We start from the raw sequence: 23,038 nt of genomic DNA on the forward strand, positions 1-23,038 counted from the left end.
GTGATGCATCGTCTGCATCATCAATCAAGGCTAACCATTCTATCACATTATTTTGTGGTGTCAAGCGTTTTTTTAAATATTTTTGAAATTTGTTTTTAATGACAATTTTCAGATTAAAAAGGCTTGCTTTGGCTTGCTTTTATATTTGGTTTCAAACTTGTTGTTTGTTGATGTTTTGTAACCAACCATCGTTCGAATGAGTGCGTATTATACAGGGAAATCATCTAAGGTCAATAGGTATTTTTGAAAAAAGTTAATTAATTTTTTAGGTTGTTGATTTTGTTGGGGTTTTTTGTTGAAAAATCAGTATTCTTTTAACAAACCATTGATTCATCACAATGAACTGTTATCAAGTACTTCAATTTAAGAAGGAATTTTAAGCCACTTTGCTTAAGATTCCTTCTGTTTTTTTTGATGTTAGCTCTATATAATGCCATCAATATAATACTATAAAACTAATTTTGCCTGATTAAATTAACCAAATCTACAACATCTTCTTTTGTGGTATCAAAGCTACACATCAGACGCACCACTCCTTGAGTATCCCAATCATAAAAGGCATATTTTTGGCGTGCGTATTTAACAGCCTTTTCTGAGAGTTTGACAAATACGCCGTTTGATTGCACTTGGTAAATTGGATTGATATCAAGCTCCTTTAATTTATCCGCTAATAAAGTCGCCATATCATTAGCATGCTTAGCATTATGCAGATACAAATCATTGCTTAACAGCTCAATAAACTGAGCTGAGATAAAACGCATTTTAGATGCGGTCTGTAGCCCTACTTTTCTAAGAAATTTTAGCGACTGTGCTAACGATTCGTCAAAGGTGATAAGACACTCGCCCATCATCAGTCCGTTTTTTGTGCCACCAAACGATACCATATCCACACCTGCTTCAAAAATCATCTCTTGAAAACCAACGCCCAAGTAAGCTGCTGCGTTTGACAACCTTGCTCCATCAACAAAAACTCTCATCTGATGCTCATGAGCCACCTGACAAATTGCACGAATTTCATCAACCGTATAACAAGTACCAAATTCGGTTGTCTGACTGATGTACACCACACTCGGCTGAGCTCTGTGCTCACTGCCGATATTATACATCTGCGTCCTTATCAACTCTGGGGTAAGCTTACCATCACTTGTTGGGATTGCTAAAAGCTTCAATCCACCCACAACCTGCGGAGCAGTACTTTCATCTTGATGAATGTGTGCTGACTCAGCACAAATAACCGCACCCCAACGCAGGTTAAGGGATTGCAGCCCTACTACATTTGCCCCTGTCCCATTAAATACTGGTAGAGCATGAGCTTTATCGCCAAAATGCTGGCGGACAATCTGCTGTAAAGAATCGGTATATTCATCATAACCATACGCCGGCATATGTCCGATATTGGCAGCAGCCAGTGCTTGCATGACATTTGGGTGCACCCCTGAATAATTGTCCGATGCAAAATTTCTCATGAAAGTTCCTTATACTTCTGTTTCGTGTACTAATTTTCTTAAGAAGCAGTTGATTGGGGCAAGTTACTGCTAGATACGCTTTTGTTTTAACTTAGCATATATTACCGCTAATATAAATACCAGTGCCTGCAATAATACAATGGTAGCCCCTGTCGCTGAATCTAAGTGAAAACTAATGATGACACCAAAAAAACTTGTCAAACAAGAGCTTGCCACAGCCACAGCCAACATGGTATAAAAGCGTCTGCACAGCACAAAGGCGGTAACCCCTGGTGAAATAAGCATTGCCACCACCAAAATAACGCCCACCGCCTGCATGGCAACCACAATGGTGGCGGATAATAAGATAAGCAATCCATAGTGCAAGAACTTAGGCGATAATCCCGCCACTTTTGCATGATGTGGGTCAAATGAATACAGTAGTAAATCTTTGCTTTTTAATAGCACCACAAACAGCACTGCCCCACAGATGGCAAGGGTCTGCATAAGAACAGCCTTATCAATACCCAAAAGATTGCCGAACAAAATATGTTTTAAATGCTGGTCAGTGTCAATTCTGGTAAACATCACAAGACCTAATGCAAACATCCCTGCAAAAACAATCCCCATGAGCGTATCTTCCTTTATGCGAGTATTATTCTTTAAGAACCCCACTAAAGTCGCACAAAGCAATCCTGCCATAAACGCTCCGAGTAATATCGGCAATTCTAACCAAGCAACCACAACCACACCTGGAAATACAGCATGGCTGATGGCATCCCCCATAAGACTCCACCCTTTTAATACCACAAAGCAGGATAAAATGGCACACACCGCCCCCACTGCCAAAGCCGAGATGAGTGCGTGCTGCATAAAAGCATGGGTAAGCGGACTGGTTAATAAATCTAGCATTGGCATGATGTCATCAGGCTATACAATAAAATTGGTTAATTAGGTAAACTTTAGGCGTGTATCGCACTTTGTTGGGCTTTTTTTCTTTTTAGTCGCTCAGTAATGATACCAAACTTTGGCGAAAACAAAAAAGCCAAAATGAACGCCAAAGTCTGCAAACACACAATAATCCCACCTGTCGCCCCATCAAGATAATAACTCAAATACACACCCACGCCACCTGTCATCACCCCCAAAAACCCTGCAATCAACAGCATGGATGCAAAACGGTCGGTCAGTTGATAAGCGGTTGCTCCTGGCGTAATCACCATCGCAATGACCAAAATCGCCCCCACTGTCTGCAAGGCCGAAACCACACAAGCTGACAATAAAATAAAAAATAGCACCTGATAAACTTTTGGGGATAACCCCACCGACCTAGCATGAATCTCATCAAAAAAGACCACAAGCAAATCTTTCCAAAAAATGAGTAAAAAAACAAGTGCCATGCCCATGACAATGCCAACTTGTATCATATCCCCATCAGAAATACCCAAAATATTGCCAAAGATAATCTCTTGGACATTAACTGGGGTGGGGCTGATAGAGATGATGAACAGTCCTAAAGCAAAAAAAGCAGTAAATATAAAACCAATGACCGCATCTTCTTTAAGCTGAGTTAAAGACTTTACCCATAAAATTGATAAAGCCGCCAAAATGCCCGAAAAAAATGCTCCCACCGCAAAAGGCAACCCCAATGCGTACGCAATCGCCACACCAGGTACAACCGCATGAGACAAAGCATCACCAATAAGCGACCAGCCTTTGAGCATAAGATAAGCAGATAGCAATGCACACACCCCACCAACCAATGATGACAACGCCATTGCCTTAAGCATGTATTCATAAGCAAAAGGCTCAGTCAGTAAGGAGAATAATTCAATCACGATTCTCTCCTTGAGTCACTGATGATATGGTTGTGTTCGCCTTAGGGTTAAATAGTTGCACGCCGTCGTTTTTGGGTTTTTTGGGCAGGTTCATATTTACCTGACCAATACGGCTCGCCTGACTTGCTTGACTCATCTCACTGGCGGTGCAGTGGACACTCTCTGGCGTGCCTTGCTGAATACCATAAAACACCGCTGGGACTTCATCATCTGCCAAAATCGTTACTGAGCGATTATCGTCATCATCATGCAAATCCTTGCCAGATAAACGAATTTGCCTTAATACGCCACCAAAAACCTTTTCTAGATTTTCTTGGGTAAAAGTGTCTTTGGTTGCCCCTTCTGCCACAATGGAACGATTTATCATTACCACCTGATCACAAAACTCTGGAATCGTCCCTAAATTATGCGTTGAGATTAAAATCAGATGCCCTTCAGCTCGCAAATCATCTAGCAATGCCATGATTGCTTTTTCGGTTTTGACATCCACGCCTGTAAATGGTTCATCTAATAGGATAACCCGACTTTCTTGGGCGAGTGCTCTTGCTAAGAATACTCGTTTTTTTTGACCGCCAGACAACTCACTGATTTGGCGGTGTTTTAGATGGCTAATGTCCACTCTTACCATAGCGTCCGCCACTTTTTGCTTATCAATGCTTTTGGGCAATCGCAAAAAATTCATGTAGCCATAACGACCCATCATCACCACATCATAAACTGACACAGGAAACTGCCAGTCCACCTCCTCACTTTGAGGGACATAAGCGACCAAATTTCGTTTTAGGGCTTGGTGAATTGGCATACCGCAGAGCAAAATCTGCCCTGTCTGAGGTTTAATCAACCCCATAATGGATTTAAACAATGTGGACTTACCAGAACCATTAACGCCGACCAAAGCACAAGTCGTACCACCTATTAGGGTGAAGTTAACATCATCAAGAGCGTGATGCCCATTGGTATAACGGACATTTAACGCCTTAACATCAATACTGGCAACCAAACGAGAAATTTTTTCCATAAATCATTAAAAAACAGTTAATTTAACAAATATGGCAACAGGCATAACGGCGATTGTCATGTTTGTTAAATCAAAAAAGAATAATGACGATATTCTTTTATTAAAAAAAGCATCAAAAGACTGCAACTGGCAACTTTTCAAATATAAAAAACCCTAACAGAAATAAGGTTTTTATATTTTAAACCACCAGTTTGACTTTTTAAAATTTATTTAAAATAAGATTATTGATTGAAAAAATCAATCAAAACACACTTAATCATCTAATAGCTCAATAAATTAACAATGCTATAGATCATCGGGCATTTTTCAATCCAATCATGATTATTGTACCGATAAATATCCAAAATTACAAAAAATTTGGCAAGACTACTATCCTGCCAAATTTTAGAATTGTTTTGCTATTTTTTTGCCTTATCAAAACCCTGCACAATGGTAGAAGTTGTTACATCTAATAGGTCAAGGTATGTTGGCACTTTACCACCCTGCTCGGACAGACTGTCAACATACAGCACGCCACCATAAGAAACACCTGTCTCTTTAGCGACTTGCTTGATAGGTTTGTCACTGATGGTGCTTTCACTAAACACCACAGGAATCTTGTGAGTTTTGATGGTTTCAATGAGCGTTCTGACCTGCTTAGGAGTGCCTTGCTGTTCAGCATTAATATCCCACAGATACGCCTCATTAAGCCCATAATCTTTTGCAAGATAGCTAAACGCCCCCTCGCTTGTTACTAGCCAACGCTGAGCTTTTGGAATGCTTGCAAATTTAGCACGTAGCGGTTCATCTAATGCTTTGATTTTTTGGCGATAAACTTCGGCATTTTTAATATAAATATCTTTATTTTTTGGGTCATGAGCAATCAGAGCATTTTTGATGTTTTCTACATAAATCAGTGCATTGGTTGGCGACATCCAAGCGTGCGGATTTGGCAAATCCTTATAAGAACCAGCCTTAATCATCAAGGGCGTGATGCCTTCGGTAACAACCACCTCAGGCGTATCTTTGGCATCTTGGTAAAATTTATCAAACCAGCGTTCTAAATTCATGCCATTATGCAAGATTAAATCCGCCTCCTTAACCTTAGCAATGTCCTTTGGGGTCGGTTCATAATCATGAATCTCTGCCCCTGCTTTGGTGATAGATTCAACATCTGCCACATCTCCTGCCACATTTTGGGCAATGTCAGCAATGATGGTAAAAGTCGTTACAACCATCATTTTATCCTTTTGAACAGACAAGGTATCCTTGCTTTGTTCAGCAGGCTTATCAGCACCGCAAGCGGTTAATAGTAGTACCGAGCCAATGAATGCAGGGAGCATTTTTTTTAGGCTGTTATTTATCATATATCCTCTTTTTTTAAGTTGTTTGAATTTGTTGCACTCTTAATGATAACATTGTATATGATAATAATAACTGTTTTTATTTAATTAGTCAAGTGATTGCATATCATGATGACATCAGCAGTATATCAAGATCCCTTGTTTTTATTATTCAAAAATTTGTTATAATAGCTCTTTTTATCTAGCAAACCAGATAAATCTTTTTGTTTTTTTAAAATCCACTGGTAGCGGTCAAATATTTGATGGTAGCAAATATCACTGCCAACGCCAATTTTAGGAGTACTCTTATGGTCGCAATCACCCTTCCCAATGGCGATGTCAAGCACTTTGACGGTGCAACAACCGTCATGGACATCGCTCAATCCATCGGTGCAGGTCTTGCCAAAGCCACCGTTGCAGGCAAAGTAAATGGCAAACTTGTGGACGCATGCGATCCCATCACCGAAGATGCGACCGTACAAATCGTTACGCCAAAAGACGCTGAGGGCGTAGAAATCATCCGCCACTCGTGTGCTCACCTTTTAGGACACGCTGTTAAGCAACTGTTTCCAGAAGTTAAAATGGTCATAGGACCTGTGATTGAAGATGGCTTTTATTATGACATCTATAGCGATAAGCCCTTCACCCAAGAGGATATGGGAGTGATTGAAACTCGCATGCATGAGCTTATCAATCAAGATTATGATGTCATCAAAAAAATGACCCCAAGAGATGAGGTCATTGAAGTATTCAAGGCTCGTGGCGAAGAATATAAACTTCGCTTAATTGATGATATGCCAGATGAGACGGCGATGGGACTGTATTACCATCAAGAATACATTGATATGTGTCGTGGACCACATGTTCCTAATACTCGCTTTTTAAAGGCATTCAAACTGACCAAAATGAGCGGTGCGTATTGGCGAGGCGACGCTAAAAACGAGCAGTTGCAACGCATCTACGGCACGGCATGGGCGGACAAAAAAGAACTTGCCGCTTACATCAAACGCATAGAAGAAGCCGAAAAACGAGACCATCGCAAAATCGGCAAAGCACTTGATTTATTTCACTTGCAAGAAGAAGCACCAGGCATGGTGTTTTGGCATCCCAATGGCTGGACGGTATGGCAAGTGCTTGAGCAATATATGCGTAAAGTACAAAAAGACAACGGCTATCTGGAAATCAAAACGCCACAAGTCGTGGACAGAAGTCTGTGGGAAAAATCTGGACATTGGGAAAATTATGGCGAAATGATGTTCACCACATCAAGCGAAAAACGAGATTACGCTGTCAAACCAATGAACTGCCCTTGTCATGTGCAAGTATTTAATCAAGGATTAAAGTCCTATCGTGATCTGCCCCTACGCCTTGCCGAATTTGGCTCGTGCCACCGTAACGAACCATCAGGCTCACTACATGGCATCATGCGTGTGCGTGGCTTTGTGCAAGATGACGCCCATATTTTCTGCTCGCATGAACAAATCCGAGACGAAGCCCAAGCCTTCATTAAACTCACTCTTGCCGTCTATAAAGATTTTGGTTTTGATGAAGTACAAATGAAACTCTCCACTCGCCCAGAAAAACGAGTTGGGGCGGATGCACTGTGGGACGATGCTGAAAAAGCCCTAGCAGATGCTCTTGATACTGCAGGACTTGCATGGGAGCTACAAGAGGGTGAAGGAGCGTTTTATGGACCTAAGATTGAATTTAGCCTAAAAGACTGCTTGGGTCGTGTGTGGCAATGTGGCACACTCCAACTAGACTTTAACCTACCTGATCGACTAGGGGCAGAATACATCAGCGAAACAGGCGAGCGAGTCCGTCCTGTGATGCTTCACCGTGCGATTTTAGGTTCATTTGAACGCTTTATTGGCATTTTGATTGAGCATTATGCAGGTTGGTTCCCTGCATGGCTTGCCCCTCAACAAATCGTAGTAATGAATATCACAGATAAGCAAGCCGATGCTGTGGCAGACACTGTTAAAACCTTAAACGACAAAGGTTACCGTGCCATTGGTGATTTGCGTAACGAAAAAATTGGCTTTAAAATCCGTGAACGCACCCTTGAACGCATTCCGTTTATGCTAGTTCTAGGCGATAAAGAAGTAGAAAGTGGCACGGTCAATGTCCGCACTCGTGAAGGCGAGAATCTAGGTAGTATGTCGCTTGATGACTTTATCAAAGTGTTGGATACAGCGATTGAGCAAAAAGGTAGAATTGAGCCGAAGGCAGATAGCGAATAATTTGGCTTAATTAAAAAATCCATCCAAAGGCAATTTTGGGTAGATTTTTTAAATTAACACTTGATTTGAGTGTTCACAAAGACTCCAAATCTCAATCAAATCCTTACAGATTTAAAAAATAGCTTTATTTTTAAATCATGCTTTTTTATTAACCAGTCACATACGGTGAGTAGATATATCAGTAAGTGGCTTTATTATTCTTTGTTATGAAAATCATCACCCCATCATTATACATCTCGCTTGCGTTTTTGGTCGTACAACAAGTGATTGTCGGCTTATCCACCTATTTCATTGCCAAGCTTGCCATAGACATCGCTCAACATCAGGACTTTTTGATCAATTTGATTGGCTTCGTTGTGTCATTGGTCGTTGTGTATGTTCCTGCTTATTTGGCAAGTGTTTATTTGGAAAAGTCAAAATTTGAGTTGTTAGATGATTATGTGCAAAGATTTGTTAAGATCTTTTGTGGCAAAACTTTTTTGTTAAGCGACAAACAATTAAAAGCCCAAAGTACGGTCTTTGTCAGCCAAGAGGGTAAATCTGTGATTGATGACACGCTTGATTTCATCTTTGATGGTGTGGCATTGATTTTAAACTTATCAATCAATGTGTTGATTTTGGGATTTTTTCTCGATCGTTACCTACTGATGGCTTATGTCTGTGGGTTTTTGCTTGTGGAGATGTTTATTTTTTATCATCAAAAGAACATATCAAAACTGTCCACCATGTCTCAAAAATCCAGAATCTCTTTCATCGCCACCTTAAATAGAATCTGGGACCATGTCGTCATTTTTAATCGATATAACATGGGCATTTTTACTAAAATTTACCGACATCATTTTGAACGCTCAAAAAAACTTCAAGTCGCCAACCAATCGTTCAATCATCTGATTTCAAGTCTTGGCATGATATTGTTCATGCTACCTGTACTGTGTTTTGTTTCGTATCTGTTCATTCAAAATCATGAAGATTATGTATTTTTGGCGTTGTTGGTGGCGACACTACCAAGACAAATCCAGCTTCTGCAAATGGGGCAAGCACTTGTTTTTCATCAGACCAATTTTTCTAGCATCAAAGCCAAATTGACTGGCTTGAAGCATTCTTTAAATGCACCTGATGTCGATGTATTAAGCAGGATTGATTTTCAGCAGATGGTTATCAACGACATTCCACTAAGCGAGTTTGATCTGAGTGATTTGCCAACAACTGGCAGAATGACGATTAGGGGGTGTAATGGTGCTGGCAAAAGCAGTCTGTTGCTACACTTAAAGACACGGTTGTCAGGCAGGGCTTTTTATCTGCCTGTCAGTCATGATTTGTTTTTTCGTCAAAATGATCACAAATCAACCGGTCAAAAATTATTTTCACAGCTGATTGAGATTGAAAATCACAAAAACGATGTCGATGTCATCATTCTTGATGAATGGGACGCCAACCTAGACAAAGAAAATAAAGCCACCCTTGATGAATTGATTGATGAAATCGCAACAAGTACATTGGTGGTGGAAGTCCGACATTAGGACAAAACTCTTGCAATTTTATTATTGCTTAAGTATAATGGGGTGATTTTTTATTTTTGGAGTAACCATCATTAAACCGTCAAACCGTTTAAATATCAATGAAGATATTCGTGCCAAAGAAGTTCGCTTAGTCAAAGAAGATGGCGAGCAATTGGGTGTGGTAGATTTAAAAACTGCTTTAAAAGCCGCCAGCGACGAAGGACTGGATTTGGTTGAAATCGTCCCTGATGCCAAGCCACCCGTTGCTAAAATTATGGATTATAAACGCTATTTGTACGACCAAAAACAAAAAGCAAAAGAAGCCAAAAAGAACCAAAAGCAAACCCAAGTTAAAGAAATCAAGCTTAGACCAGGCACCGAAGAAGCAGACTATCAGGTTAAGCTACGCAAGATTGTGGAATTTTTGGAAGATAAAGACAAAGTCAAGGTTTCTATCCGTTTTCGTGGTCGTGAGATGGCTCACCAAGAAATTGGTAAGGCTCAGCTAGAACGCATCATCAAAGACACCGAAGAAGTAGCAACTGTGGAACAAGCCCCTAAAGTTGAAGGTCGTCAAATGGGCATGCTATTAGGTCCTGCCAAAAAGAAATAACCGACCATGCTTTAGCAAAAGAGCATAGATAGCAAGAATATTTACTCTTGCTATTTTTATGCCATTTTTTCATATTGATGGTTATTGATACTCGGCTGATGACAACTCCTTTTGCATGATTAAAGCATCAACCACTCCCCATTCATCTTTATAATAGCCCACTCTAACATCTATCTGATGAAAACCCTGCCTTGTATATAAGCGTATTGCAGAGGTGTTATCAGCTTTCACCTCCAGCAGTATTCTTTCCGCCCCCTTATCCTTGCACAACACATCAAACTCATCAAGAAGCATCTTGCCCATGCCTTGTTTTTGAAAACCAATATCTGTCGCAATGCGTAAGACCTCCGCCACCTCAAAGATAATCTGATAAATCAAATAACCCACCACTTCATCTTCATCATTCAATGCGATCAAAAGCCCAACCCCAAACTGCGACAGCATTGAGCAGACCGACAAACTGTCCCAAGCATCAAAAAACAGCTCACGCTCAATGCGAGCTATTTGACTGACATAACCACCCTGCTCAGCACGGCGTGCGTCATCAATTTGAAATACTGTAGCCATCATATTTAACTAAAAATTTCCCTTAAAAGTGTGATATGATAAACGAAAATCTATTTTATTTTTAGTAAAATTGTAAAAATTTTGATGAGAAGTTTATGAAAAAAAATCAAACAACACCTATCTGGAACGACCCCAATGCCCACGATGAGGCAAATAAATACCAAAACCCCATTCCTTCACGCCTGCTTATCCTACAAACCATTGCCCAATTAAATAACGACAGCAAACCTGCCACAATGGAAAGTTTGGGACTACATTTTGAAATTTTGGGCGACGAAGAGAGATTTTTTGCCCTAACCAACCGCTTAAAAGCAATGCTAAGAGACAAGCAATTAGAACGCACTGATGGCATTCATTTTAGCATTGCACCCTTACCTACCACCATAACGGGCAGAATCATCGCCAATCCTAAAGGCTTTGGTTTTATCACACTAGATGGCATGCCCGACTTATTTGTCCATGAAAAACAAATGCGTGTGGTCTTTGATGGTGATGTGGTAGAGGCTGTGGCAAGCGAATTTCGTGGCAAACCAGAGGCTCGCATTACAAACATCATCAGCCGAGCCAGTACTGAGTTTGTTGGTATCATACAGCGTGATGATGACGGCTACTTTGTTCAGTTATCAGGAGCAAATAGTCATCAACCCATCACACTGACCGATGATGAGGTGGCACGCTTTGGCGTGGGTGTGGGCGATAGCGTCAAAGTGGCAATTATTGATATGCCCACTTATCAAGAATACGCCACAGGCAAAATCAGTGAGGTTCTAACCCACCTAAACGACCGTGAATTAATCATTGAGACCACCTTACTAAATCACGGCATACCGTTTGAGTTTAGTAAAGCTACACTAGAACAAGCAGACAGCTATGGTGAGCCAACTGTGGCAGATTGTGCAGGGCGAGTGGATTTGCGAGATTTACCACTCATCACGATTGATGGCGAGGATGCAAGAGACTTTGATGATGCGGTCTATGCGTGCAAACGGGCAGGAGGCAACTACCGTGTGGTGGTTGCCATCGCTGATGTCAGCCACTATGTAACCCCCCAGTCGCCTCTTGATATAGATGCTTATGAGCGTGGCACAAGCGTGTATTTTCCCCACCGTGTAATTCCCATGCTCCCAGAGGTACTGTCTAACGGTCTATGCTCACTCAACCCCAAAGTAGATCGCCTTTGTATGGTGGCGGATATTAAGCTATCTAAAGCAGGCAAGGTAACAGGCTATGAGTTTTATCCTGCTGTCATGCATTCGCAAGCTCGCTTGACTTATAATCAAGTAAATGCTTATTTTGACGACCCTACCAATGAGACCTTGCCTGATGATTTGGTCAAGAACCCTGCTGTGTGTAAATCGGTAGATACCCTGTATCAACTTTATCAAATTTTGGATAAAAAGCGTACCGAGCGTGGTGCAATGGCGTTTGAAACAGCGGAAAGTTACATCGTCTTTGGCAAAGATGGCGACATTAAAGACATCAAAAAACGCACTCGTGGCGATGCTCACAAACTCATTGAAGAGATGATGCTACTTGCTAATACTTGTGGGGCAAATTTTGCTCTTAAACACGATTTACCTGCCTTGTATCGCAACCATGACAAGCCATCCGATGAAAAATCCGCCAAACTTTCTGAATATCTTAAATCCTTTGGCTTATCCTTCCCTGATGAATCACCCAGTCATGCCGACTATCAACGAGTCATCAAGGCGACCGAAGGACGAGCTGATACCCAAAGCATTCACTCTATGCTACTGCGTTCTATGATGCAGGCAAATTATAGCCCTGATAATATCGGTCATTTTGGTTTGGCATATGATGAATACAGCCATTTTACCAGTCCAATTCGCCGTTATCCCGACCTTATGCTCCATCGAGCCATTAAGGATAAAACAACAGGAAAAAAATCTAAAAACACGATTTATAAAACCTTAGATGAAGCAGGTGAACAAACTTCCATTACCGAACGCCGTGCTGAAGAGGCAAGCCGTCATGTAGAGGCATGGTTGAAGTGCCATTATATGCAAAAGCACTTGGGTGATGAATTTATGGGAACAATCACCACCGTAACAAATTTTGGGCTATTCATCACACTCAATGATCTATTTATCGATGGGCTAATTCATATCTCAAATCTATCAGCTGAGTATTATGAATACAATGAGCGAGAGCAAGCACTCATTGGCGAGCGTGGTAGTATCTTTAAATTGGGCGAACAGCTTTTGATTAAGGTTGCTGGCGTGAATATGGATTTGTTGCAGGTGGACTTTGCATTGGTAGAAAAGACGGACAAAACACCCAAAAAAACCAAAACCAGTAAAGCTAAAAAGAAAAAATCCTAAACCACTCAACCTAACCGTAAAAGTCATTGGAGTATTCATCATGAAACAGGCACAACGATGAGTCGAATACTTTATCAACACGGCAAAATCACCAAAGCTGAACGCTACGACCATACAGGAAAACTCATTAAAACTTTGGATGTGCAGTAAAATGAATCATTTTCGCAAACTCGCCCTAACCTTAAGTCTTACCCTACTTGGGGCAAACTTATCCGCCTGTGCCAAACCCAGCACCGAACACACAAGCTCAACCAGTCAGTCCATGCGTGAGTGGTTTTATGCGTTCAGCGAGCTTGATTTATCTGAAGTGGGAGTTGCCAAACAAATCACCCTTGTTGATGACACCAGTCCACTCATTATCAATGACAAAGCCGAGCTTTGGCAAGTGCCACACCCAGACAAACCAATCAAACTCGCTAAGGGCGTATCATCAAGCGTCTCCGCTGTGGCAAAGTTTGATAAAGTGGCTTTTGCCGACAAAGATGGTTACTTTAACCTAATCCAAAATGGACAGCGTTACCACTCATCCATTCGCCTATCGCCCCACTCCGCCATGCTCATGCTACCTTTGGCAACCATTGCTGTGGAGGCTCATGATGACGGTACGGCAAGCCTTGTTCGCCTTGAAGTGGTAGGAAATCGTGTACAAACAGTTGCTCGCTTTGGTTCTGTCATGCCAGACGCTCGCCCTGTACAAATCAATTTTACAGGCGATAATACCAACGGACACATTGCCGTCCTATCCCACCCAGACAGCAGAACTTATCGGCATGGCGTACTAGGCGATGATATTGAGGCAAGGCAGGTGCAATTTTTAGAACGGCATAGTCTTACACCGCTTAGCAAGCCCTTAACGGTTAGAGGCTTGGTTTTTGAGGCAAATACCTTTGAGATTTTACCTCACAGCAAGGGCAATCATTTGGTAACAACCATTGCAGGTGGCGGGTATGGAGCAAGCACGGTTGTTATTGGCAATGTAGATAACCAACTACAAATCATTGCCCAAAGCACGCCTTTATCAAACAATCGCTGGCAGTCGCCTTTTGTGTTTGGTGATAATCTTTATGCCATACAAATGCCCCATTTGGTCGGACGGTTTGTCAAATACATACAATCTGGCGATCAACTGAATGAAAAAGTCTTGGGCGAAGGTTACTCTAATCATGCGATTGGTGAATTTGATACCAATTTGGTGGCAGGTCGTAACAATTTTGCTCTCATTCCCCATAAAGGCTATCGTCAAATCAGTATTTTGACCACCGAGGGCGATATTGTATCTTTATCTGATAACTTACCAGCACCAATCATCAAAATTCTCTCCAATGATAATCAAGCCTATCTACTACTTAGCAATGGCACAATTTGGGTGTTGAATGCTCAGACTCAATAGACAAAATCCCTGCTCTGTCCCACTCAAAGTCTGATGACATATGGTTTTAAATAGGTTTTATGGAAATTAAAAAACATGCCATAACCATGACTCTACAAATACCAAGAGCAATGGTAAAAAACAAGGTAAGCAAGAAAGACGGCGTAGGAATGTTTTTTGGTATTTTGTTGAGAGAGCTGACATCAGCAATGATCAAATTTGGCAAGAATACACACAAGGAAAATAAACTTATAAACAGCTTGCTAAGAGGCACAACCTATCAGTCAGAACCACCATGCAAAAACGACTTGATAAGGTATCAGAAGGACTGTTTAGTCATGTTAAACAGTCCTTACACTATTATCAAAGACCAATCAAACACAAAATACAGAAGTTTATTGGGAGTTTCTTGCAGGGTTATACTCAACCCACCCCTCACTTGATATTCCCTTTTCTGCAAACAGGAAAATATCCATTAAAGAATAGGGTGGGGATTGTAGTGAGAAGGTATTTATTGTGCTGTTTTTAATAACACCCCATTCAATGATACATATCTTAGGTATTCATCAGCGGTGTTTATCGCTATACTCCACCCAAAAATCTGCATTTTCAATACCCACCTTTCTGGGATCAAATACTGGATCTAAGCCTTGCTTCATCTGATTATCATAGTCTTTTAGAACCTTGAAAGCTACTCTGCTTAGCAGCAGGATGGCGATGAAATTTAAATAACACATAACACCAAAACCAATATCGCCCAATGCCCACATCATACCTGCTGATTGCACGCTACCAAAGAAACAGATTATCAAAAATACGACCTTAAGTACAGTTTTTAAATAAGGATAACGCAATTGATTATCCAAGTATACCAAGGCTGTCTCGGCAATATAATAATAGGCAAGCAAGCAGGTCCAGGCAAACAAGAATATAGCCAATGCAACAAATGCTGGTCCAAAGTCAGCAAAAATAGTTGAAACCGCCGCTTGGGTAAATGCTGTACCAGCGGCAACACCAGGCATATTTTCAACCAACATAGCGCCATCTGGACCTTGAACATTATACATGCCTGTTGACAAAATCATCAATGCTGTAGCGGTGCATACAAGCACTGTGTCCACATAGACAGAAAATCCCTGTACGAGACCCTGCTTGGCAGGATGTGAAACTTCTGCAGCAGCAGAACTGAATGTCGCCTCGCCTGCACCAGCAACATTAGAGAAGACTGCACGGCGAACACCCCAAGAAATTGCCATACCAACGATGCCACCAAACACAGCATCCATACCAAACGCACTTTTTACAATCAAAGCAATCATACTAGGAATGGCAACGGCATTAAAGGTTAAAATCACCAACATCATAAGAATGTAGAAGATTGCCATAAAAGGAATGACTTTGTCGGCAAATCTAGCAATACGCTTAATGCCACCAAAAATGATAAAAGCCAAAGGCACAATGACCATCAATCCTGTCACTATGGGCGATAATCCAAAAGCGGTTTTGAATGAATCACTGATGGTGTTTGCCTGCACGCCTGGTACAAGTACACCGTACGATAGGCAAACTACAGCGGCGACAAATATCGCAAAAGACTTCATTTTTAAGCCTTTTTCAATATAATAAGGCGAGCCACCACGATACTGCTTATCCGAGCTTTCTTTATAGACTTGTGCTAAAGTAGATTCAATAAAAGCACTGGCACCGCCCAACAGTCCCATGATAATCATCCAAAAAACCGCCCCTGGACCACCAGTTGCAATCGCAGTAGCTACGCCAGCAATATTACCCACGCCAATACGACCAGATAACGCCATACAAAACGCCTGAAATGAAGTAACACCTTGATCTGAATTATTCTTATCAAACAATAGACGAATCATTTCCTTTAGATAGCGAAATTGCACACCTTTTGTAGCGATGGTGAAGTAGATGCCTACAGCCAAAGCCAGATACACCAGAGCATCACTCCAAATATAACCTACTACGGTATTGATGAAATCTTCCATATTCATTTCCTTGAGTTGTATAAACCCCGCCAATGGAATATGCATCCCAAAGGTTTTGCATTTAATGCATGGTAGGGTCTTGAATGTCCTTATTACTTAGCAAATCGCCCAAATGGTCTTGGTTTGACAGTATTGCTCCAACGCCTCAATCCCATTATCTCGACCGCCAAATCCTGATTGCTTATAGCCACCAAATGGGGTTGTGATGTCACCCTCTGAAAATCCATTAATAGATATTGTGCCTGCTTGTATTTTTCTGGCAACCGTCAATGCACACTTAAGACTTTGGGTATAGAACGATGCAGCTAGACCGTAACTGCTATCATTCGCCAAATTGATAGCCTCTTCCTCACTCTCAAATGTCGTCACAGCCAAAATAGGACCAAATACCTCCTCTTTAAACAAAGTCATGTCAGCAGTCACATTATCAAAAATAGTCGGCTCGATATACCATCCACTACCCAAGTCTGAAAGCAAATTGCCACCCGTTACCAGTGACGCCCCCTCTGATTTGGCGGTTTCTAGGTAATGAACTACCTTGTCCAAGTGTGCTTGTTCAATCATGGGTCCTAAGACAACATCGTCATGGCGTGGGTCGCCAATTTTCCAAGCAGACAAGCCTTCAATCAACTTTTCAAGTAGAAGCTGCTTTTTACTGCTATGCACCAACAATCTAGAGCCACAGCTACAGTTTTCACCCATATTCCAAAATGCTGCAGATAGTACATTGTTAATCATATTTTCATCAATGATAGCATCCTCAAAGATAATCTGCGGACTTTTACCCCCACACTCCAAAACAATCTCTTTAAGATTACTTTGTGCCGAATACTGCAAGAATAAATGCCCAACTTCGGTTGAACCAGTAAAGGATACCATATCAATATCCATATGCTTGCCAATAGCAGCACCCACCACTTCACCTCGACCACAGATCATCTGCAGGGCATCTTTTGGTACACCTGCCTCATAAGCCAATTCAATCATGCGGTACGCTGAAAGACTGGTAAGCTCAGCAGGCTTTACAATAACGCTGTTACCCATGATGAGTGCAGGTGCTACTTTCCATGCAAACATTTGAGCTGGGAAGTTCCATGGTAGTACAGCACCCACCACACCAATCGGCTCTTTAACAATCCATGAAACAACACCATTATCCGTTGGTGCAACTTTGCCAAAAACCTTATCAATCGCCTCAGCATACCAATCAAAAGTATCTAGCGTTGCTGGCATATCGGTATTGATGCACTCACTAATTGGCTTGCCTGCATCAATACAGTCCAATGCCGCCAATTCTTCGACATGTTCTTTTAGTAGAGCCGACCATGCTTGCATAATCTTCTTTCGTTCAGCAGGATGCTTATCCCTCCAAGTACCTTTATTAAAGCAATTACGAGCCGATGCCACCGCTTGATTGACATGCTCTTCGGTGGCATCGTCAATTTTACCAATGACACTGTTGTCAATTGGAGTAGTGTTTGGCATTGTGGCTTGACACGGACTGGCATCAACAATTAAATTGCCTGCATACAATGCACCCTGCTTTGCTGCCTCAAAAACAGCTTCTTTATTTTTTGCCATCATAATACACAACCTTAACCATTTAACAATGATAAAAACGCTTGTTTATCTTCATCACGAACATCAACCAATGGCAAGCGTACGCCACCAACATCAATTGTACCTTTCAAGCAACCAATTTTGGCTTTTTGATTATAATCGCCAGATTCCATTGAATGAATGGCGGGATAAATCTCTGTCATAATACGGCGTGCCTCATCCCAATCGCCATTGCAAGCAGCTTGATAAATCGCAACTTGCTCTTCTGGAAAGACATTAGCAGCCCCCGCAATCCAACTTCTTGCCCCCCAAAAGAAGAAGTCAACAGGTTGATCATCACAGCCACAAACAATCTCAAAATTTTCAAACTTAGCTTGTAGCATACGAAGTGCGTGGCTAAAATTACCACTACTTTCTTTGATGCCCACAATGTAAGGATGCTTAGATAAACGCTCAACAGTTTCAAATTCAATATTCACACCCACTCGAGCAGGAAAATTATACATAATGATTGGCAGTTTTACCGCATCGGCCACTTTTTCAAAATGAGCAATAATGCCTGCTTGTTCCGGCAGACTATATGGGTTTGCTGATAGCATTAACCCCTCATAACCCATCTCCTTGGCTTGATGAGCAAGCTCAATGGTGTGGTCAGTTGACAAGCTATTCACCCCAGCAATCAGACTGACTTTGCCTTTGGCATGCTTGGCGATGGTTGTCATTACCACTTCACGCTCTTTTTGTGATAGGGTGTAGTATTCACCAGTTGTACCGCAAGCAACGATACCAGCCACACCTTTGTCAATAAAAGAAGTAACCAACTTTTGCAATGTTGGCACATCCACTGCACCATTTTTGTCAAATGGAGTAACAATTGGCACCAAAATACCATGGATATTCATATAGCTTCTCCTTAATTTAGCTATGTTTAATTAAATTAACTGTCAATCAAAATCACCTATATTAGAGCGACCAAATCGCTCTAGCTTATACGGATTGCGATCAATAGCTGATGGTTGATTAAAGTACAAATCACTAATTAGTTGTGCACTGATCACTGCTTGTGTTAGCCCTAAATGCTGATGTCCAAAATTCAGATAGACCCTTCCAAGCTTATCAATAACAGGTAATGAATCTGCTGTAGAAGGTCTAAATCCCATCCAAGGTTCAGATTGTGAATCATCTAAATTTTGCTTAAACATGGGGTTGGCAAGCTTAAGCAGGTTATAAGCACGCTGCATATTGGCCGGCTTTTTAAGCCCTGCAAATTCAACCGTACCCGCCAATCTAAGTCCTGCATACATCGGCGTCATAATAAAACGACGGTCCATGCTTGTTACAGGCACGCAAAGACGGCTTGATTCATTGGGTAGCATCAAATGATAGCCCCGCTCTGTATCCAGTGCAACTTCAACGCCTGTCGCTTGCATTACCAAGGGTTTTGAGAATGCTCCTGCACTAATTATAATGTGCGGAGCAAGAATCTCACCCTTAGTAGTTATCAAACGCACAGTCTGTTCTGTGGCGTCAATTTTATTGACCTTACAATTCTCGCAAATGACACCACCCATCCCAACAAAGTGAGCAATCAATACTTTGTATACCCCCTCTAAATTACTGATATGACCGGTATTAGGGAAAAATAACGCACCTAATTGATTGCTTGCCAATGCAGGCTCTCGTTCTGCCAGCTCATCTTGAGAAACAAAGTCATTTGCCACACCAAGAGCAACTAATTTCTCACCATGTTGCTTTAGTTGCAATAAAGAAGATTGGGATTCAGCTGTCAGCAGAGAGCCGTGAGTATGAACCCACTTATCCAAGCCCCACTTGTCTGCAAAATTCTGCCAAGCAGATAGGCTAACACCATTTATCTGCTTTAACGCCTCATGAGTTCTTTGAAATGACTCATCTCTCATAGATAACAACAGCTTGATTGCCCACGGAAACAGTTTTGGCAAATAAGCCCAATCCAATCTCAACGGACCAAACGGATCAAAGAGCATTGAGGGTAGTTGCTTAATAACGCTTGGATCTGCAATGGGAAAAACCTGCTCCGTTGCAATATGTCCTGCATTGCCCAAAGAAGCACCAGCACCTACCGTACCAGCCTCCAAAATTACCACAGACTGACCTTGAGACTGCAATCGCATTGCCGTACACAATCCAATCACACCGCCACCAATGATATAAAAATCAGCATCAGTCTTAATTTCACTCATTTTAAAACCCCCAACGAAATGGATCATCCGCCTGCATTACAAGTTTGGTTTCAGCACTAATATACGCACTTCCTCTGATTGTTGGGATAATTGTTACGCTTTCAGATTGATTATAGCCATCATCACCAAGCTCATAGCTTGCCAAAAATACGCTACCAATGATACTTTCCTGCCGCCAAATGGTGGTTGGCTTAAGTTTATTATCAGCAGCCAAACAAGCAACTTTGGCACTAGTGCCTGTCCCACAGGGTGAACGATCGTACGCCCCACCTGGACAAAGAACAAAACTTTTACTATCAGCGATATTAGATTTGCCAAACAGTTCAATATGATCAATCTCGCCACCATCATCACCTGTAATACCCTGATTTTTAAGTGCTGATTTAATTTTTAGACTCACTTGCGTTAATTGCTTGATATTTGAAGGTTGCAAATCTTGCCCATGATCATTGATTAAGAAGAACCAATTACCACCCCATGCGATATCACCATGGATAATGCCTAGGTCAGGTACATTTACCGCCACTTGTTTGCGGTAACGATAAGATGGCACATTACGAATGCTACAACTACCATCTTCATGCAGTGTTGCTGTAACAATCCCAACTGGAGTTTCTAATCGATGATTGCCAACACCAATTTTCCCTTGATAGGCCAAAGAAGTAATCACGCCAATACTGCCATGTCCACACATGCCAAGATATCCTTCATTATTAAAGAAGATAACACCTGCCACAGCAGAATCATCACTTGGCGGCACAAGCAAGGCACCAACCATCACTTCGCTACCACGAGGTTCCAAGATAATAGATCGGCGAAGATGGTCATAATTTTGTTTAAAATCCTTCAACTTCTCAGCAACACTCCGTCCAATCAATTCAGGAAATCCCTTATAAATCATGCGTGTAGGCTCACCTCCTGTGTGCGAGTCAATTAGGTGTAGAGAAAAATTTTGATGACTCATAAATCTTATTCCTGTTTTAATGCCTCAATTAATCCTTGAGTTTATGTTAGTGATTTTTTAAAAACCAAGCTTGATATATTTCTTTAAAAAAACGCCGAATTTAGCACAATTTGCATACAATCAATCATTCATATTTGATACAATGCACCATACTTTGGAGCAAAAAGCATGCACACATACGCCTTACCCCAATTACAAATACTAGGGTTTAATAAAAATAGTGCCGATATCCAATATCTGGTTAATGATTTTGATAGCTTCATCACCAGTATCCAAGCCATCATTCCCCTTCTTGATCTGCTAAGCTCAACAGTGTTTTTTATAAAAAACACTCAAGCACAATACATGGCGGTGAATCAAACGTTAAAAACTAGGCTAGATGTCAATAATGATGCACAAATTATTGGCAGAACTCCTACTGAGATGTTTGGCGACAAACAAGGGAGGGAGTATATGATACAAGACCTAAAAGTTTTGGAAGGCTCTCCCATCGTAGACAGGTTAGAACTACATACTTATCCATCTGGCAAGCTAGGTTGGTGTATTACACACAAAATCCCAATTTATAATAAAACAAATGAAATCATAGCAATGGTCGGTGTTTCCATTGATATTGACAAGGATAATAGCTACAAATTAAAAGCCCATGAAAAGCTTGCAATAATCATTAATTATATGCAAGACAATGCTGAGCACAAAATTACCATCAATAAACTTGCAACCATAGCAGGACTTAGTATTTCTGGACTGGAGAGACTATTTCGTTCAGTATTAAACCTATCACCACAGCAAATGTTGCAAAAAATTCGTCTAGAAAAAGCTGTCAAATTACTACAAAACCCCAATGAATCGGTGATTGAGATTGCCATTCAGTGCGGATATACAGACCACAGTGCATTTAGTAGACAGTTTAAGCAGCTTACAGGTTTGTCACCCAGTGATTTTCGCAAAAGGATGATTTAGCTGTACTTATAGCACTTTGCCATACATTGCTTTTATATCACAAAATTGAAAAAGCCGTACTATGATTAACACGAGCCATTGCATCATTTTGGCATTTGCAGGATAAGCGGGGATGATTATATTGCTCATCACCTGATTTCAAAGTCAAGTTAATCTATTAACTTTTAATACAGTTATTAAACTATTACCAGTAGAGTAGAATTGTTGACACAAGGCATTGCTTATCTACTACTTAGCAATGGCACAATTTGGGTGTTGAATGCCCATCAAAACAACTAAATGCCGTCCAATAAAAAAGAGCGAATCATCTCGCTCTTTTTTATTGTGCTTATTTATCCAAAAAGGTCTGTACTTCTGATAAATCCAGCGTCCCTTCATAGATGGCACGCCCTGTAATCGCCCCAAGCAAATACTCACTGTGAGGCTTTAGTTGCTCAATGTCTGACATATTAGTTACCCCACCAGATGCAATGATGGGCAAGCCACAAGATTTAGCAAGCTTGACTGTTTCATCAATATTAACACCCTGCATCATGCCATCTTTGGCGATATCGGTATAAACGATGGACGACACACCGGCATCAGCAAATCGCTTGGCAAGGTCGGTGGCACGAGTATCGGTAACATTTGCCCAGCCATGTGTCGCCACATAGCCATCTTTAGCATCAATACCAACAATGATATGCCCTGCAAACTCACGGCAAGCTTCATCAACAAATTCAGGATTTTCAAGAGCTTTGGTGCCAATGATGATATAGTTTAGCCCCACCTCTAGATAATGGCGAATGGTCTCAAGACTGCGTACACCGCCACCCAACTGAATGGGCAATTGTGGATGAGCTTTAGCGATGGCGGCAACCACCTCTTTATGTACAGGCACGCCATCAAACGCCCCGTTTAGATCCACCAAATGCAAGCGTCTTGCCCCTTGTGCCACCCACTGTGTCGCCATGGCAACAGGGTCATCACTAAATACCGTATCATCCTCCATGCGTCCTTGTTTGAGACGGACACATTTACCATCTTTAAGATCGATTGCAGGAATAATTAACATAGACATAAGA

The 23,038-nt window shown here is 41.3% G+C and carries 18 protein-coding genes; 6 read left to right on the forward strand and 12 right to left on the reverse strand.

Going from position 1 to position 23,038, the window contains the following annotated elements:
- Positions 1 to 455 precede the first annotated feature (455 nt).
- From ACERC6_RS03735 to ACERC6_RS03755, 5 genes are all read right to left on the reverse strand, one after another.
- Positions 456 to 1,466 (reverse strand): low specificity L-threonine aldolase, encoded by a 1,011-nt coding sequence (locus tag ACERC6_RS03735; RefSeq protein WP_373627798.1) that lies wholly within the window; start codon positions 1,464 to 1,466, stop codon positions 456 to 458.
- Positions 1,467 to 1,535: 69 nt separating this feature from the next.
- On the reverse strand, positions 1,536 to 2,357 hold the full coding sequence (locus ACERC6_RS03740; protein WP_373627799.1) for a metal ABC transporter permease: 822 nt from the start codon (positions 2,355 to 2,357) through the stop codon (positions 1,536 to 1,538).
- Positions 2,358 to 2,407: 50 nt separating this feature from the next.
- Positions 2,408 to 3,283 (reverse strand): metal ABC transporter permease, encoded by an 876-nt coding sequence (locus tag ACERC6_RS03745; RefSeq protein WP_373627801.1) that lies wholly within the window; start codon positions 3,281 to 3,283, stop codon positions 2,408 to 2,410.
- A complete protein-coding gene (locus ACERC6_RS03750; RefSeq protein WP_373627803.1) occupies positions 3,276 to 4,301 on the reverse strand; it encodes a metal ABC transporter ATP-binding protein in 1,026 nt (341 codons plus the stop codon). Before ACERC6_RS03750 ends, ACERC6_RS03745 begins: the two co-directional genes overlap by 8 nt.
- A gap of 398 nt (positions 4,302 to 4,699) precedes the next feature.
- Positions 4,700 to 5,647, reverse strand: a complete 948-nt coding sequence (locus ACERC6_RS03755; RefSeq protein WP_284674024.1) for a metal ABC transporter substrate-binding protein — start codon at positions 5,645 to 5,647, stop codon at positions 4,700 to 4,702.
- A 284-nt stretch (positions 5,648 to 5,931) separates the two neighbouring features.
- Here ACERC6_RS03755 and thrS point away from each other — a divergent pair, with 284 nt between their 5' ends.
- The 3 genes from thrS (at position 5,932) to infC (ending at position 9,978) form a co-directional block, all read left to right on the forward strand.
- A complete protein-coding gene (gene thrS, locus ACERC6_RS03760; protein ID WP_373627805.1) occupies positions 5,932 to 7,866 on the forward strand; it encodes a threonine--tRNA ligase in 1,935 nt (644 codons plus the stop codon).
- Between the two features lie 206 nt (positions 7,867 to 8,072).
- On the forward strand, positions 8,073 to 9,386 hold the full coding sequence (locus ACERC6_RS03765) for an ABC transporter ATP-binding protein (RefSeq protein WP_373627806.1): 1,314 nt from the start codon (positions 8,073 to 8,075) through the stop codon (positions 9,384 to 9,386).
- Between the two features lie 94 nt (positions 9,387 to 9,480).
- On the forward strand, positions 9,481 to 9,978 hold the full coding sequence (gene infC / locus ACERC6_RS03770; protein ID WP_373627930.1) for a translation initiation factor IF-3: 498 nt from the start codon (positions 9,481 to 9,483) through the stop codon (positions 9,976 to 9,978).
- A gap of 81 nt (positions 9,979 to 10,059) precedes the next feature.
- On the opposite strand, the gene rimI is transcribed toward infC, so the two are convergent.
- Entirely contained in the window at positions 10,060 to 10,545 is a 486-nt protein-coding gene (gene rimI / locus ACERC6_RS03775) for a ribosomal protein S18-alanine N-acetyltransferase (RefSeq protein WP_373630504.1), read from the reverse strand.
- Between the two features lie 95 nt (positions 10,546 to 10,640).
- Here rimI and rnr point away from each other — a divergent pair, with 95 nt between their 5' ends.
- Both rnr and ACERC6_RS03785 read left to right on the forward strand, forming a co-directional pair.
- Positions 10,641 to 12,887 (forward strand): ribonuclease R, encoded by a 2,247-nt coding sequence (gene rnr / locus ACERC6_RS03780; protein WP_373627809.1) that lies wholly within the window; start codon positions 10,641 to 10,643, stop codon positions 12,885 to 12,887.
- Positions 12,888 to 13,038: 151 nt separating this feature from the next.
- Positions 13,039 to 14,277 carry a hypothetical protein gene (locus ACERC6_RS03785; protein WP_373627810.1) on the forward strand — a complete coding sequence of 413 codons (1,239 nt, stop codon included), beginning with the start codon at positions 13,039 to 13,041 and terminating at the stop codon, positions 14,275 to 14,277.
- Between the two features lie 545 nt (positions 14,278 to 14,822).
- On the opposite strand, the gene ACERC6_RS03790 is transcribed toward ACERC6_RS03785, so the two are convergent.
- The 5 genes from ACERC6_RS03790 to ACERC6_RS03810 form a co-directional block, all read right to left on the reverse strand.
- Positions 14,823 to 16,265, reverse strand: coding sequence for an alanine/glycine:cation symporter family protein (locus ACERC6_RS03790; protein WP_373627811.1), 1,443 nt, complete (start codon positions 16,263 to 16,265; stop codon positions 14,823 to 14,825).
- Between the two features lie 96 nt (positions 16,266 to 16,361).
- Positions 16,362 to 17,849: an aldehyde dehydrogenase gene (locus tag ACERC6_RS03795; protein ID WP_373627812.1), complete on the reverse strand. Its 1,488-nt coding sequence runs from the start codon at positions 17,847 to 17,849 to the stop codon at positions 16,362 to 16,364.
- An 11-nt stretch (positions 17,850 to 17,860) separates the two neighbouring features.
- Positions 17,861 to 18,727, reverse strand: a complete 867-nt coding sequence (gene dapA, locus ACERC6_RS03800; protein ID WP_373627813.1) for a 4-hydroxy-tetrahydrodipicolinate synthase — start codon at positions 18,725 to 18,727, stop codon at positions 17,861 to 17,863.
- A gap of 42 nt (positions 18,728 to 18,769) precedes the next feature.
- Positions 18,770 to 20,047: an NAD(P)/FAD-dependent oxidoreductase gene (locus ACERC6_RS03805; RefSeq protein ID WP_373627814.1), complete on the reverse strand. Its 1,278-nt coding sequence runs from the start codon at positions 20,045 to 20,047 to the stop codon at positions 18,770 to 18,772.
- A gap of 1 nt (position 20,048) precedes the next feature.
- A complete protein-coding gene (locus ACERC6_RS03810; RefSeq protein WP_373627816.1) occupies positions 20,049 to 21,011 on the reverse strand; it encodes a proline racemase family protein in 963 nt (320 codons plus the stop codon).
- Positions 21,012 to 21,179: 168 nt separating this feature from the next.
- Here ACERC6_RS03810 and ACERC6_RS03815 point away from each other — a divergent pair, with 168 nt between their 5' ends.
- Positions 21,180 to 21,974 (forward strand): helix-turn-helix domain-containing protein, encoded by a 795-nt coding sequence (locus ACERC6_RS03815; protein ID WP_373627817.1) that lies wholly within the window; start codon positions 21,180 to 21,182, stop codon positions 21,972 to 21,974.
- Positions 21,975 to 22,302: 328 nt separating this feature from the next.
- On the opposite strand, the gene hisA is transcribed toward ACERC6_RS03815, so the two are convergent.
- Positions 22,303 to 23,028 carry a 1-(5-phosphoribosyl)-5-[(5-phosphoribosylamino)methylideneamino]imidazole-4-carboxamide isomerase gene (hisA, locus tag ACERC6_RS03820; RefSeq protein WP_373627931.1) on the reverse strand — a complete coding sequence of 242 codons (726 nt, stop codon included), beginning with the start codon at positions 23,026 to 23,028 and terminating at the stop codon, positions 22,303 to 22,305.
- Positions 23,029 to 23,038 lie beyond the last annotated feature (10 nt).

This window comes from Moraxella sp. E33BD (genome assembly GCF_041807865.1).
GTDB classification, from domain to species: domain Bacteria; phylum Pseudomonadota; class Gammaproteobacteria; order Pseudomonadales; family Moraxellaceae; genus Moraxella; species Moraxella haemolytica.